General features: G+C 41.5%; 15 protein-coding genes. 7 read left to right on the forward strand and 8 right to left on the reverse strand.

The window, feature by feature from the left end; genetic code table 11:
* Position 1 precedes the first annotated feature (1 nt).
* The 3 genes from B8983_RS08505 to B8983_RS08515 form a co-directional block, all read right to left on the reverse strand.
* The gene (locus B8983_RS08505; RefSeq protein ID WP_084283721.1) at positions 2-883 is read right to left on the reverse strand and encodes a branched-chain amino acid ABC transporter permease; all 882 of its coding nucleotides are present in this window, start codon (positions 881-883) and stop codon (positions 2-4) included.
* A gap of 28 nt (positions 884-911) precedes the next feature.
* A complete protein-coding gene (locus B8983_RS08510; protein ID WP_084283722.1) occupies positions 912-2057 on the reverse strand; it encodes an ABC transporter substrate-binding protein in 1146 nt (381 codons plus the stop codon).
* Between the two features lie 85 nt (positions 2058-2142).
* Positions 2143-2673 carry a methylated-DNA--[protein]-cysteine S-methyltransferase gene (locus tag B8983_RS08515; protein WP_084283723.1) on the reverse strand — a complete coding sequence of 177 codons (531 nt, stop codon included), beginning with the start codon at positions 2671-2673 and terminating at the stop codon, positions 2143-2145.
* A 43-nt stretch (positions 2674-2716) separates the two neighbouring features.
* Between B8983_RS08515 and B8983_RS08520 the strand changes: the two genes are divergently transcribed.
* The 7 genes from B8983_RS08520 (at position 2717) to zapD (ending at position 9109) form a co-directional block, all read left to right on the forward strand.
* On the forward strand, positions 2717-3397 hold the full coding sequence (locus B8983_RS08520; RefSeq protein WP_084283724.1) for a dienelactone hydrolase family protein: 681 nt from the start codon (positions 2717-2719) through the stop codon (positions 3395-3397).
* Between the two features lie 269 nt (positions 3398-3666).
* Positions 3667-4953 (forward strand): HlyC/CorC family transporter, encoded by a 1287-nt coding sequence (locus tag B8983_RS08525; protein WP_084283725.1) that lies wholly within the window; start codon positions 3667-3669, stop codon positions 4951-4953.
* Between the two features lie 18 nt (positions 4954-4971).
* Positions 4972-6105, forward strand: a complete 1134-nt coding sequence (locus B8983_RS08530) for a GspE/PulE family protein (protein WP_084283726.1) — start codon at positions 4972-4974, stop codon at positions 6103-6105.
* Positions 6102-7148, forward strand: a complete 1047-nt coding sequence (locus tag B8983_RS08535) for a type II secretion system F family protein (RefSeq protein ID WP_084283727.1) — start codon at positions 6102-6104, stop codon at positions 7146-7148. The genes B8983_RS08530 and B8983_RS08535 overlap by 4 nt, the downstream gene beginning before the upstream one ends.
* Positions 7145-7633, forward strand: coding sequence for a prepilin peptidase (locus tag B8983_RS08540; RefSeq protein ID WP_159460865.1), 489 nt, complete (start codon positions 7145-7147; stop codon positions 7631-7633). The genes B8983_RS08535 and B8983_RS08540 overlap by 4 nt, the downstream gene beginning before the upstream one ends.
* Positions 7634-7639: 6 nt before the next feature.
* On the forward strand, positions 7640-8260 hold the full coding sequence (gene coaE, locus B8983_RS08545; RefSeq protein ID WP_234986963.1) for a dephospho-CoA kinase: 621 nt from the start codon (positions 7640-7642) through the stop codon (positions 8258-8260).
* 96 nt (positions 8261-8356) lie between these two features.
* Entirely contained in the window at positions 8357-9109 is a 753-nt protein-coding gene (zapD, locus tag B8983_RS08550; protein WP_159460866.1) for a cell division protein ZapD, read from the forward strand.
* A gap of 72 nt (positions 9110-9181) precedes the next feature.
* Here the strand turns inward: zapD and mutT are convergent, their stop codons facing one another.
* The 5 genes from mutT to B8983_RS08575 all read right to left on the reverse strand — a co-directional run bounded on the left by mutT (position 9182) and on the right by B8983_RS08575 (position 13714).
* Complete coding sequence (mutT, locus tag B8983_RS08555; protein WP_084283730.1) at positions 9182-9592, reverse strand: 8-oxo-dGTP diphosphatase MutT; 411 nt, start codon at positions 9590-9592, stop codon at positions 9182-9184.
* Positions 9593-10447, reverse strand: coding sequence for an ATP-binding protein (locus B8983_RS08560; RefSeq protein ID WP_084283731.1), 855 nt, complete (start codon positions 10445-10447; stop codon positions 9593-9595). It lies immediately after the preceding gene.
* 37 nt (positions 10448-10484) lie between these two features.
* On the reverse strand, positions 10485-11711 hold the full coding sequence (argJ, locus tag B8983_RS08565; RefSeq protein ID WP_084283732.1) for a bifunctional glutamate N-acetyltransferase/amino-acid acetyltransferase ArgJ: 1227 nt from the start codon (positions 11709-11711) through the stop codon (positions 10485-10487).
* A 53-nt stretch (positions 11712-11764) separates the two neighbouring features.
* The gene (locus tag B8983_RS08570; RefSeq protein ID WP_084283733.1) at positions 11765-12397 is read right to left on the reverse strand and encodes an SGNH/GDSL hydrolase family protein; all 633 of its coding nucleotides are present in this window, start codon (positions 12395-12397) and stop codon (positions 11765-11767) included.
* A gap of 72 nt (positions 12398-12469) precedes the next feature.
* Positions 12470-13714 carry an MBOAT family O-acyltransferase gene (locus B8983_RS08575; RefSeq protein ID WP_084283734.1) on the reverse strand — a complete coding sequence of 415 codons (1245 nt, stop codon included), beginning with the start codon at positions 13712-13714 and terminating at the stop codon, positions 12470-12472.
* Between the last annotated feature and the right edge of the window lie 59 nt (positions 13715-13773).

Genomic DNA, 13773 nt, shown 5'->3' on the forward strand with positions numbered 1-13773 from the left:
ATTACGCTTTCCTCTCTAGAATTTTGCCAAAGAGGCCAGAAGGCTTAATGAGTAATATTAAAAATAATAAGCCAAAGGCAATCGCATCACGGAAATCACTCGATAAATACGCTACGCTAAATACTTCGGCAAAGCCTAAAAAGAGCCCGCCAATTAAGGCTCCGCGAATATCGCCCATACCACCCAAAATGATGACGGCAATGCCCTTATGTAACATGGGTTGTCCCATAAAGGGAGAAATTGCATTAAACGATAAGCCTACTAATACACCAGCGACCCCACCTAAAGACCCCGCCATAAACGAGGTGTAATAAAACAAGCGTTCGACCGGAATTCCTAGTAAAGCTGCGGCTTTGGGTGATTCAGCGATGGCACGTAAGGCACGGCCTAACTGGGTTTTTTTCATCAGCAACCACAAACCTAACATCATCATCAACGCAATCACCATGATGCCAATTTGAACGTAGGTTATATGTAAATCGCCCCAAGTAATACTTTCTTCAGGAAGCGTTCCACTCGGAAAACGCCGTACTTCAGCACCCATAAATCCTTGAGTCAAACTGGTCAACAAAATACTGACGCCAATCGTGGCAATCATGGGGGCTAAATGGGGTGCGTTTCTTGCGCGAAGTGGTCGCAGGATTAACCAATCAATCACTACCGCTAATACGCCACTCATACCTGCGGCCAAGACCAGTGCGATAAAAATTGGTACATGCAATAAGGTTACAAATTGCAGAGCCATATAACTGCCTAGCATGAAAATCACGCCATGTGACAGGTTAATAACCCCTAGCACGCCAAAAATGAGTGTGAATCCAAGTGCAAAGACGGCATAAACGCTCCCTAAAGAGAGAGCGTTTAATAGTTGTTGTGATAACAAATGAAATTCCGTTAATAATTAAAAAGTATTATTTCAATAAAACAAACTTACCATCTTTAGCAATATTTACGATGGCATCTTGTTTAGCATCATAGCCAGCCTCTTTGCCAGCTTTACTTGGTGCTTTGACGAACTCAAATTTACCAGTCGCACCTTCATGTTTTACTTTTGGTAAGGCTTCATAAATTGCAGCACGATCTTTTTCTAAATTATTTGTCAGAGTAATACCAGCAAGTGCTTCAGATAAGATATACATCGCGTCATAAGCTTGCGCAGCAAACTGATCTGGCTCGCTACCAAACTTTGCTTTAAAGGCATTCATGAATGCTTTATTGGCTGGCGATGTGTTCTCTGAGGACCATGGACTTCCTAATAAAGTATCATCCGCAGCATTCTTGGCAATTTCAAAAAGCTTCGGTGAATTAAAGCCGTTACCACCAATAAATGGTTGCTTCATACCAAGTGATCTAGTTTGTAAAATAATATTCGCCGCTTCTTCTGCGAGACAGCTACACACGATAGCATCTGGATTCGTTTCTTTAATTTTTGTTAACTGTGCTTTAAAGTCAATGTCCCCTTTAGCGTACGTTACCGTCGCGGTTACAGGTAACTTATTCGCTTCGAGAGCTACTTTAAACGCGTCGTAACCACTCTTGGTAAAGGCATCATCATTGCCATAAATCACCGCCACTTTAGATAATTTGAAATGTGCGATCGCTTTTTTGACAACCACCGGCAATACATCTTGTTCCATCACGGAATTTCTGAATACATAGGGTCCCATGTCAGTAATACCACTAGCAGTATTACTCGTCCCAAATGCTACAACCTTAGCAGCAACCGCGATCGGGTCAGCAGCAAAGGCAGAGTTCGATAAAGTGGGTCCAAATACCATCAGAACCTTATCTTGAAAAATTAGTTTCTTAAAAACGTTAATTGCTTCTTCTTTTTTGCCCTGTTCATCCTCGATGATTAAAGCAATCTTATTGCCTTTGACACCACCTTTTGCATTAATTTCATCCATCGCTAAAGTGAAACCATTTTTAATCGCCACACCATACTTGGCCGCAGGTCCGGTGAGTGCTTCAGCAGCGCCAATTTTAATATCAGCGGCGAAACTTTGAGCACCCAAACCAATGAATGAACTGATTAATGCTAGACGAAATAATTTCATGAAGACTCCGTGGTAGTAATAGTTGAGATGACAAATCAGAATTTTCTTTATTTTAGGGCAACTTCAGAAGTTGTCACAAATTCCTTTAGTCAAAAGAAAGTCCCTCATGCTTTAAAAGCCATGTTTTGATATTACGATGGTAACCTTGTTCATCTTCTTGCGCAAACCCGCCGATCCCAGATTGCGCAACGACCCGATGACAGGGCACAATCAGCGGGTAAGGATTTGCACCACAGGCACCCCCAACCGCTCGCGGTCCACTACCCAATTCTTGGGCAACATGACCATAGGTTTTCACCTGACCAACCGGGATCGAGTCAATCAAATCCCATACTTTTCTTTGAAATACCGTGCCCCGCAGTAACATGGGCAAATGAAACTGAAAATTGGGATCCATGAAATAACTTTCAGCCTGGTCACAAAAACTTTGCGCTAGTTCATTTTTAGGGCTGATTAAGGGCTCTAATTGACTAATATAGAGCACTTCACTAATAAATAAACTACCTTCTGTAAAACTCGTCCGTACACCCAATTTGCCAAATGGGGCTTGCATCACGGTAGCCCATTCTTCTATAAAATCATTATCTTTATTTTTTAAAAGAGATTTTTTCGTCATAATCTGTAAGATACACTAAGTTAATATTTTTTTGGAGATGAACATGGGTAGTTTTATTACACTCAAAGCGAGTGATGGTTTTGAATTTTTAGCTTTTGAAGAAAAACCGGTTGGACCAGCAAAGGGTGGTTTAGTCCTTTTGCAAGAGATTTTTGGCGTGAACACGCATATCCAAGAAGTGGCCAAGCTGTATGCTGATCAAGGCTATCATGTGCTTGCTCCAGAAACAATGGCTCGCGCAAAAAGTGGTGTCAATTTAGGTTATACGGCAGAAGATATGGCAGCTGGTTCTGCCCTCAAAGCTGCTGTGGAAGCCATGCCAAATCATCCAGTGATGTTGGATATCCAAACCTGTATCAATACATTGGCCCCATCTGGCAAAGTCGGAATTTTCGGGTTTTGTTGGGGTGGCTTGCTCACTTGGCGAAGTGCTGCGATGTTAGACGGTTTAAGTGCCGCCGTAACTTATTATGGTGGAGGCATGCCTAATGCATCTCAATTAACCCCTAAATGTCCTGTATTAGCGCACTTTGCAGACAATGATTCACACATTCCCCTCGATTCAGTTCAGCAATTCTCGGATGCACATCCAGAGGTACAACTGCATATTTATGCTGGACAACATGGTTTTAACTGTAATCACCGTGGGTCCTATGATGAAACTGCTGCTTTGCTAGCGAGATCGAGAACCTTAACGTTTTTTAGTGAATATCTGCCTCTGTAACTGACTGACTACATGCAAGTAAGGATAGCTTTCACCAAACAGTGATCAAAGCTATCCCACTTTCCTTCAACACCCAAAAAAGCACACTGTCGATGGTGTCTTCTATCACTATTTGCCAACAAGCAAACGTATAATAATTACACATGGTTCGCCTTCAATCCTGGCGACTTGAGATGCGATTCAGTATGGATTGAATCTGTAAAGTGTTTGGAATCCACTTTCACAAGGAAGAGGATCTGGGTGAATCACTTATTGATTAAAGGACGTCTATGGACTCGTTACTCGACGCATGGCCTTGGTGGGCTAAAGTCGCAGTAGTTGTTTTATTATTAGCCACTTCAGCTTTTTTCTCCATCACCGAGACTAGTATGATGGCGGCGAATCGTCATCGCTTGAAACACCGTGCCGCCAAGGGTCATCGAGGTTCAAAGCTAGCGAGCAACTTACTCAATCGTACGGAAGAATTGTTATCCGTGATTTTGATTGGTAATAACGTGATTAATACCTTTGTACCCGTTTTAATTGCGGGTATTGCAATGCAGGCATTCGGCAATAGTGGCTCGGTCTTATCGATTACCACTGCTTTAGTTGCTTTTTTAATTATCATTTTTTGCGAAATAACTCCCAAAGTCATTGGCGCTGCGTTTGCTGACAACATTTCCTCTTCAGTCAGTTGGGTAATTCGTCCTCTAGTTTGGCTACTCACGCCGATCGTTTGGTTTGTGAATCTTTTTGTCTCACTCTTACTAAGAATCATGCGACTCAACACGAAAAATGCTGATCAATCTCGCTTATCACCTGAAGAGTTAAGAAGTTTAGTGTTAGAAACTAGTCACTTTATTCCCAGTCATCACCGAAATATTTTAGTGAACTTGTTTAATCTCGAAAATATCACGGTGGATGATGTCATGACCCCGCGTTCGCAAATGGAGACCTTGGATTTATCGAGACCAATTCCAGAAGTATTGCATCAATTAGAAACTTGTTATCACCACAATCTACCGGCTACCGATCAAGATCCCGATCGCGTCATCGGTATTTTATCGGTACGGAAGGCTGTTTCCCTGATTGGGGATGAAGATCTGCAACATAAGAATTTTAAAGACCTACTCGCACAACCTTACTTTATTCCTAGTGGCACCCAAGTTCTCCAACAGATTCAGGAGTTTCAAGTCTTACAACAACGGATTGGTTTGGTCGTTGACGAATACGGCATTGTGCTCGGACTGGTGACGATCGAAGATATTGTGGAAGAACTCATTGGTGAATTTACTACCTCTTTACCTAGTCTAGCCAATAAAACCAAATGGTTAGAGGACGGCACCTATCTAGCAAATGGCAAAGCTAATTTGAGAGATTTAAATCGCTTATTGGGACTAGAACTTCCAATCGATGGTCCTAGGACCCTGAATGGTTTACTACTGGAAATTTTGCAAGATATCCCCGATCATGACGTCAGCCTGAAAGTGGCTGGTTGCGTGATGGAAATTATTCAATTTGATCAACAATCCATCAAGACAGTACGCATTCATCAACCCCATCAATCTCATCATTAATCATAAGTCCTATGTTGAATGCAAGAAGACCAAAGAATTATTCATTTATGGCAAGAAACGCTTGACCAAGCTTTTTTAGAAAAAGCTACCGATGTCCATGTAGAAGCCCAAGAAGAATTTACCCATATTCGTTTTCGGATTGATGGCAACTTAAGAACCTATCGACGCATTAAGGGAGGTTTTCATGAGCATTTATGTGCGCATATTAAAGTTTTAGCACAATTAGATATTGCAGAGAAACGCCTTCCTCAAGATGGGCGCTTACAGTTTACGCCCGAACAAATGGTTGGGATGAATGACGCGAGAACCATCCATCACATAATAGATTGTCGAGTATCGACCTTACCGACGGTGCATGGTGAAAAAATTGTCGTTCGTTTACTCACGCATCCTAATGGGCAGTTTCGATTAGAACAGCTAGGCTATGATACCCAACAAATCAATGATGTAAGGTCTAGTCTGCATGCTCCGCAAGGTTTAATTTTGGTTACCGGCCCAACTGGTAGTGGCAAAACCCTGACCTTATATACCTTTTTAGCCCTTCTCAACGATGGCTCAAGAAATATTTCTGCCGTAGAAGACCCCCCAGAAATTTTGTTATCTGGGATTAATCAGGTAGCTATAAATGAAAAATTAGGAATGGACTTTTCAAAATCGCTTCGAGCCATGTTAAGACAAGATCCCGATGTCATTATGATTGGCGAAATCAGAGATGCGGTAACCGCACAAACGGCTTTGCAAGCAGCCCAAACGGGGCACCTTGTATTAGCCTCCTTACACACCAATAATTGCGTATCCACCATTACCCGCTTACGAAACTTGGGATGTGAGCAGGATGTGCTTGCCCAGTGTTTATTGCTAGTTACTGCGCAACGACTGATTCGTAAAATCTGTACTGCCTGTTCTGCGCATCAGCCGAACTGTCCTGAATGTAAAAACACGCGGTATTCTGGACGTTTTGCCGTGCATGAGGTTTTAAAAATGAACTCCATCATCAGAAACTCGATTGAAAATAATCAATGTCCCAACGAACTCTCGAAGTTAGCTGAAATGCATGGTATGCGCTCCTTATCTGCGCAAGGTCATCTTCTTGTCAAAAGCGGCAAGACAACAGCGAGTGAAGTTCTTAGTAAGATTGGAGACGATGAATGAACCTTGCTAAGCAACAGTTATTTACGACTCAACTGGTTACTCTCTTAGATGCTGGCGTACCCTTAGTGCCGGCACTGCAAATGATGAGAGAACCGATGAACCGCACAAACTCTACCCATCATTGGTTAGACCCAATGATTGATGGGCTCCACCAAGGTCAGTCATTTTCAACTTGTTTAAGAAATTCGAAAGAAGGATTTGATGCATTTTATTGTGGGTTGGTAGAAATCGGCGAACTCTCAGGACAACTTCATCCATTACTTTGCAAAATCTCTGAGGATTTAAAAAAATCTCAAGAGATACAGGGACAATTAAAAAAGGCTTTGACCTATCCCATTTGCGTATTACTCATTTGTTTTGGCTTGTTAATTGCCATGTTAATTTGGGTTATTCCTAGTTTTGAACAAGTTTTTGCTGGGTTTAATGCCGATCTGCCACCTTTAACGAGCTTTCTTTTACAGCTATCGAGATATGTTCAAGAATCTCTGTTTCTCGGATTATTCTTGATGTTGACTCTTCTTTGCTTAGCTTATTTTTTGTGGTGGCGCTTCCCGCTACTACAAAAATTTGTTGACCGATGTTTACTTCGCCTTCCGCTAATGGGTAAACTCATTCGACATGCCTTATTAGCACGGTGGGCTACCACGATTTTTATCCTCCAAGAATCTGGTACGCCTTTGTTAAAAGCCATTCGAATCAGCGCACGTTGCTCGAATCATTGGTATTTACATGATGTCAGTGTGGAACTTTATCGCTTACTATTACAAGGTCAAGCAATTCATGAATCAGCGCTTTCAGCAGATCATCAGCAACTACTTTTTAAACGCGAAACTCTACAATTATTAAAGGTTGGAGAAGACTCAGGGGGGCTTGTCAAAATGTTGCAATACTTAGCGAATTACCACGAACGTCAACTCACCGAACAACTGGATGTGTTGATGGAGATGATTGAGCCTGCCTTAGTTGTCATCATGGGATTATTGGTGGGTGGAATGGTTGTAGCATTGTATTTACCATTATTTAAATTAGGGGAAATTGCTTGATTTGGATTTACTGCCTGGTCATTTTGCTGATTGTCACTGCCCTGGCCATCATTGATTTACGCACCATGCGATTACCTAATTATTTAACAGTCCCTTTAATGGTGTTGGGCTTACTCGTTAGTTCATTTACCGATTTTGGGTTTTGTAGTGCCTCTGAATCTCTCTTTGGCCTTCTGCTAGGGTACTTCCTGATTTGGGCTGTGAATTGTGTATATTTCCTATTTACCAAAAAACACGGCATCGGCATGGGCGATGCTAAATTACTTGCGGCGTATGGTGCTATATTAGGATTCAGTAATGTTTTACCAATATTATTTATTTCCAGCGTAATTGGTTTAATTGGGGGTATTATTTGGTTAAAATTACATAAATTAAATCATCAGGCAGCTTTTCCATTTGGACCCTTTATATGTGTAGCTGGTTTGATTGCAATTTCAGACGTAGTGTTTAAAACATTTTTTATTCGAACTTTTTTTGGGTTATAGCATTTTATGAACGATACAGTTAAACCAATGACAACAATCGGCCTCACAGGTGGTATTGGTAGTGGTAAAAGCCTTGCTGCAAAAGAATTTATCCGTTTAGGCGCTCAGGTCATTGATAGTGATGCGCTAGCACACCAGGTAACTAGTGCTGGTGGAGTTGCTATGCCAGCGATTGAAGAAGCTTTTGGTAAAGAGTTCTTAATGGAAGATGGTAGTTTAAATCGTGAGAAAATGCGCGAATATGCCTTCAATCATCGCCCAGCCTTGACCATCCTCGAAAGCATTACACACCCTCTCATTAAAGAAGCTAGTCACGCTGCTTTAGAAGCTGCCCTGAAAAAAAATCCCCCTTACATTATTTTTATGATTCCATTGCTGTTTGAATCCAATAATTGGGAAGGTCGTTTTGATAAAATCATCGTGACGGATTGCTCCGTAGAAACGCAAGTACAGCGTGTTGTCCTTAGAAATAAATTACCGAGAGAGCAAGTAGAAAAAATTATGGCTGCTCAAATGTCTCGTGAGGAACGCGTGAAAAATGCTGATTTTGTGATTAATAACGATGGTCTATTAATTGATTTGAATCTTCAAGTCATGGATATTCATCAAAAAATTATTGCCCTATAACTTTTTTTTATTAATTTTTTGATTTTTTCTTGTGCAATTCATAATTAAATCTCATACTAATAACTTCAATTTAAATCAAATAGATAGATTGTTTCCTTGTTAACTTACGAATACCCTTCTAATGAAACTGTACGCAGCCTACTGCGTCTAGAGTATTTGTTCAAGCGACAAGAAATTTTTATGGAGTCGGATGATCCTGAGCTCCATTTAAATGCAATTTCTTTGCTATTTGATATTGGTGATGTCACTTCAAGGGCTGACCTAAAGTCTAATTTATTGAAAGAATTAGACCGTCAAAGGCTCTATCTGTGTGGCTTTAGAGCAGATCAAGCCGTGAATTCCGATGCTTTAGAAACGGTCATCAAACAAATTGAAGATTGCCTTGCGACACTCAACAATTTGGTTGGTAAACCGAATACTTTAATTAATGAAAATGAATGGCTATCGATTATTCGTTCTAGATTAAGTGTTGCAGGTGGTACTAGTCCAGTTGATCTACCTAGCTTATATAGTTGGCAGCGTCTACCCGCCAAGCAACGTCGAGCACAACTGCAATCCTACACTCCAGCTTTCAATGACTGGAAAACCACTTGCCACCTATTTCTAAAGTTGTTGCGTCAATCGGGGGATTCTAAGGCTTACTCTACTGAAAATGGTTCTTTTCAACTGCCACTGACGGGTAAAACGTATCAGTTAATTCGGGTTGAGGTAGATAGTGAAGTGTTAATTCCAGAGATTAGTGCCAATAAACACGTCCTATTGATCCGTTTCTTACAAAGTTCAACCACGGGCAAGGCAACTGCTTATACAGGTCCGATTGAATTCAATTTAACGCTCTGTAATCTGTAAAGAACTGTCTTGCGTAAAAGCGCTTTCTAACGCTTATTACCCTTAAAGTTCAACAACAGAGCATAACTGCTCTCAAACTCCTTGATTTTGCATCATTTCAATAATAGATATTGTAGCTGGCAACAATGGGCTCAAAGCACAATTCGTTAGTACTCGACTAGCTTGCCAGTTTAATTCTTGATTTTCTAGACCACTTGGCACACCAGTCCAATCTTTTACAAGGTGTAAATGAAGTCTGACATAGGCATGTGGATAATCATGTTCTATCACCCCAAATGCATGACTTTGATGCACCTGGATACCAAGCTCTTCCTCGAGCTCTCTGACTAAAGCTTGGTGCGGGCTCTCACCTTGTTCAATTTTGCCACCAGGAAATTCCCAGTAGCCCGCGTAGGGTTTGCCAATTGGGCGGTTGGCGAGTAAATAATCATTATTTTCTCGAAGTATGATTCCGACCGCCACTTCCGTAATTGGCCTAGTCATTTACTGCGCGCCTGCAAAGTGCCTTGCAAATTGCCAAGCTACCCGACCAGAACGTGAACCTCGCTCCAAAGCCCAGACTAAAGCCTCAGGCTTGGCTTTGGCCACGGCATCCGCATCGAGACCAAAATGCGCCAACCAGTGCGCCACGATTTCTAAATACTCATCTTGTTTGGGCGGATAAAAAGATACCCATAAACCAAAGCGTTCGGATAGTGAGATTTTTTCTTCAACAACTTCACCAGGATGAATTTCACCGTCAGAACTATGCTGATAACCTTCATTGTCTTTCATATACTCAGGCAATAAATGCCGGCGATTTGAAGTCGCATAAATCAATACGTTCTCAACTTGAGCGGATAAAGAACCGTCCAAAGCAGATTTGAGCGCCTTATAACCGGCCTCGCCATCCTCGAAAGATAAGTCATCACAGAAAACAATAAACTTTTCAGGCCGACCTGCCAAAATTTCCGTGAGATCTTGCAAGTCCGATAAGTGCTCCTTATCAACCTCAACAAGTCTCAAGCCTGCCGCATAAAACTGATTTAAACAGGCTTTGATCAACGAAGATTTACCAGTACCTCTGGCACCCGTTAACAACACATTGTTAGCTGGTTTGCCCGCTACGAAGTGTTGGGTATTGTTTACAATCTGCTCTTTCTGACGATCAATGGCTTGTAAATCATCAAATGAAATATCTGATAAATGCCAAATCGGTTTCAAAAACCCGAGGTTACCCAGTAAAGACTGTCTTCTTTGCCAACGAAATGCTTTCGCATTTTGCCAGTCCTCTTGCGTTAACGGCTTAGGGAAAAAAACCTCTAAGCGTTCAATAAATTGATCTAATTTTTCACTCATAGTTATATTGTAATTTGTGCGACAAAAACCTGTCCGATTAGGAACGATAGTCGGCGTTAATGGATACGTACTCATGTGAAAAATCGCAGGTCCACATCGTTCGTTCGGATTGACCACGTCCCAAATCGACGGTCACTTTAATCTCTGCCTCAGACATCACACGTTGACCATCTTCCTCGCGATAGTCTGGGTTGCGACCGCCGTCTTTGGCTACCCAAACATCACCCAACCATAATTGCACATGGTTGACGTCTAAATCTTGAATACCCGCATAACCAATCGCGGCAAGAATTCTACCTAAATTCGGATCACTCGCAAAAAATGCTGTCTTTACCAGTGGTGAGTGAGCGATTGCTTCGCCTACTAACTTGCATTCCTCTAGGTTAGCTCCACCTTTGACTTCAATTGTCATAAATTTTGTAGCGCCCTCACCGTCCCGCACAATTTTTTTCGCAAGGTCTTGAGCCGTGGCTAGAAGCATCGCTTTGAAAGGTGCATAAGCAGCATGCTCTGTACTATCAATGTAAATGCCACACTGATTGGATGCCATGATGATGAAAGAGTCATTCGTTGAGGTGTCGCCATCAATCGTAATTGCATTGAAAGATAAATCAGCCACCTCTTTGGTTAAGGTATTGAGCAACTGTGCGTCAATGCCGATATCGGTCCCAATGAAGCCCAACATAGTTGCCATATTGGGGTGAATCATACCAGCGCCTTTACTAACGCCTGACATAGAAACCTTAACACCCGCAATTTCTTGTGAGCTTGAGTATGCCTTCGGTAAAGTATCCGTCGTCATGATCGCAAAGGCTGCGTCATACCAACCAGCATCTATCAGATTCGCTTTAGCAGCGGATAAGGCTGTAATAATTTTAGCCACCGGTAATGGCTCTAAAATCACTCCGGTTGAGAATGGCAATACTTCCTCTGGAGTAATTTCCAATAGGGCAGCAACCGCATCACATACTGCATTGGCATCTTTTAGACCTGGTTCTCCAGTGCCGGCATTCGCATTACCGGTATTAATGACCAAGGCCCGGATACCCGTGGTTTGCGCCAGATGCTGTTTACAAATTTGCACTGGAGCGGCACAAAAGCGATTTAAAGTAAAGACACCACTCACTGACGACCCCGGAGTAAGGGTAATGATCAGGACATCCTTGCGATCAGCTTTTTTAATTCCCGCCATAGCATAGCCTAATTGAATACCGGGAATGGGCAAAAGGTCAGACGGACTTAAAGGATGCAAATGAACGGCCATAGTAAAACTTTCAGTAAAAATTGATAAATTCAGGTGGTTAGAATCAGCTTGGTTTAATTTGGTATCGTTTTAATATTTTCAACGATTTTCTTGCTCCACTCTTTATAGTAAGCCGGTGTAAAGTGTTGCCCATCTGTGGTTTGCCACTCATCTGGCTTTGACATCTTCAGAGAGTCGATATATTTACAAGGTGCCACTGAATTCGCCAGAACTTCATTTAAATCTTTGACTCTTCCATGGGTTTTACCAGTCATATATCCTTCATTTCCCCATGGTGGCCCTACCCATAAACAAGGTTTATTCAACTCAGCAATTTTTTTGGATAAAATCTTCACTTCTGTAGATACATTGAACTTAATCATCTGTTCTTTATATTTACCCAGCGTATCGCCCATGATGACAACAACGACATCAGGTTTGTCTTGGGCGACTAAATCGGTAATTGGCTTTGTTTTGGCTGACTTGCCCAACGATAATTGAATCGGTGCATTAAAGGCTCTTTCTGCACCGCCGCATAAGCCGTTGGACTCCATCAGCCATTGACTAGGCTCAGATCCACACACGCCCATGGAGTGCACTTTGGCGCCTTGACTTTGGAGATTTTCATGTAAGCTAGTAATCAAGTATCCTGGTTTAGCCATATGACTGGCACCAATAATAAGAAACGTTAAGTTTGTAAGTAACATTCAATAGCCCCTTTCCAAGCAATTTAAAACGACATAAAAAGATGACGCATCATCGATTGATCATGCTCCATTTTACCGAGTCCCGTAGACTCCTTCTAAGCCAAACGAACTAAAAGCAATACATAAAATAATCCAAACTACACACGCGTAGGGATTTCTCAAAAAATGATATTTTCTAGCTAATTTAGGGAATGCAAATTCAAAAGCAATCAATAGGGTCGCAAAAATCACCGTTAACAAGGTCTTGGTATCAAACTCTAAATGGCTACTAATCACATTATTTGGGTCTGAGTTCCAAGTGAAGATTTGTTGGAACTTAAAGAATAAGAGGGAAGAATCTGACTCAGAGAAAATTAATCTTCCCAAAACAACAATCAAGGGAAATAGCAACAAAGCGAATAGCTTTGCTAATGCCTTGTTAGCGATGATTTTTAAAATGTAATAGGTAAGTACCCAAAATAGCGCATGGAAAGTACCCCAAATGACAAAATTTAAAGTCACTCCATGCCACATCGCCGAACTTATAAATACTAAGAAGATCGCTACTGGCAAACCAAAGGTCTTTTTAAAGGGTAGGAAAAATAGATTCTTTAACACCGTCGATAAGCTAATATGCCAACGTTGCCAATATTCAATCACATTCCTGGCCGCGAAAGGACTATTGAAGTTCATCACCGTCCGCACTCCAAATAAATTCAGCGCGCCAAATGCCATCATCGTGATGCCCGCAAAATTAAAATACACATAAGCCTCAAAAGCAATCGCAAACACGAGGATATCAAGGGCTTCGGTGGATTCTTTTAGGATCAGTAATTGCGCTAAACCAGAGGCAACAACACTAAATAAGAAAGTGCCCAGAATCATCCAGCGAAGATAAATAAAAGTTCTTTTCTTACTAAATGCTGAGGTTGCTGGAGCTGTCAGCGCCACAGGTCCTGAATTAAACCGGACGGGTTGCATGATATTCAGAAATAAACTTTTAAGTGTGAACTGATCATGATAAATAAAGAGGGCTATACCAGCGCTCACAAAGGAGACGCCCAACCAATTTAATGAAGAACTATTGCCGTTAAACCCCGTAAGTACCCCAATTTGACCGGTCAAACTTAAGATTGGGGTGATAAAAAATACTGCATAAGCTAAGCCTACCCGCGCAAATTGATTCTTTCGAACTAACTGATATAGAGCCCAAATAGCTATAGAACTTAGGGCCGTGAAGATGCTTGCAAAGCCCACACCTTTTGAGAAAAATATTAAACCATATCCAATCAAATAAATAAGAACAGGACCTAATAGATTTTTAGTGTGAAGTTTCATATGTACCAATTGATCAAAATTTACAAAAATTACGATACCGAAACACAAAATAGGCCAGC

The sequence above is a fragment of the Polynucleobacter kasalickyi genome (assembly GCF_900176405.1).
Taxonomy (GTDB): domain Bacteria; phylum Pseudomonadota; class Gammaproteobacteria; order Burkholderiales; family Burkholderiaceae; genus Polynucleobacter; species Polynucleobacter kasalickyi.

Bases quoted from the DNA above. Each gene is read 5' to 3' on its own strand.
- B8983_RS08510 (WP_084283722.1), bottom strand. From the start codon at position 2,057: ATGAAATTATTTCGTCTAGCATTAATCAGTTCATTCATTGGTTTGGGT.
- B8983_RS08515 (WP_084283723.1), bottom strand. From the start codon at position 2,673: ATGACGAAAAAATCTCTTTTAAAAAATAAAGATAATGATTTTATAGAA.
- B8983_RS08520 (WP_084283724.1), top strand. From the start codon at position 2,717: ATGGGTAGTTTTATTACACTCAAAGCGAGTGATGGTTTTGAATTTTTA.
- B8983_RS08525 (WP_084283725.1), top strand. From the start codon at position 3,667: ATGGACTCGTTACTCGACGCATGGCCTTGGTGGGCTAAAGTCGCAGTA.
- B8983_RS08530 (WP_084283726.1), top strand. From the start codon at position 4,972: ATGCAAGAAGACCAAAGAATTATTCATTTATGGCAAGAAACGCTTGAC.
- B8983_RS08535 (WP_084283727.1), top strand. From the start codon at position 6,102: ATGAACCTTGCTAAGCAACAGTTATTTACGACTCAACTGGTTACTCTC.
- coaE (WP_234986963.1), top strand. From the start codon at position 7,640: ATGAACGATACAGTTAAACCAATGACAACAATCGGCCTCACAGGTGGT.
- mutT (WP_084283730.1), bottom strand. From the start codon at position 9,592: ATGACTAGGCCAATTACGGAAGTGGCGGTCGGAATCATACTTCGAGAA.
- B8983_RS08560 (WP_084283731.1), bottom strand. From the start codon at position 10,447: ATGAGTGAAAAATTAGATCAATTTATTGAACGCTTAGAGGTTTTTTTC.
- argJ (WP_084283732.1), bottom strand. From the start codon at position 11,711: ATGGCCGTTCATTTGCATCCTTTAAGTCCGTCTGACCTTTTGCCCATT.
- B8983_RS08570 (WP_084283733.1), bottom strand. From the start codon at position 12,397: ATGTTACTTACAAACTTAACGTTTCTTATTATTGGTGCCAGTCATATG.
- B8983_RS08575 (WP_084283734.1), bottom strand. From the start codon at position 13,714: ATGAAACTTCACACTAAAAATCTATTAGGTCCTGTTCTTATTTATTTG.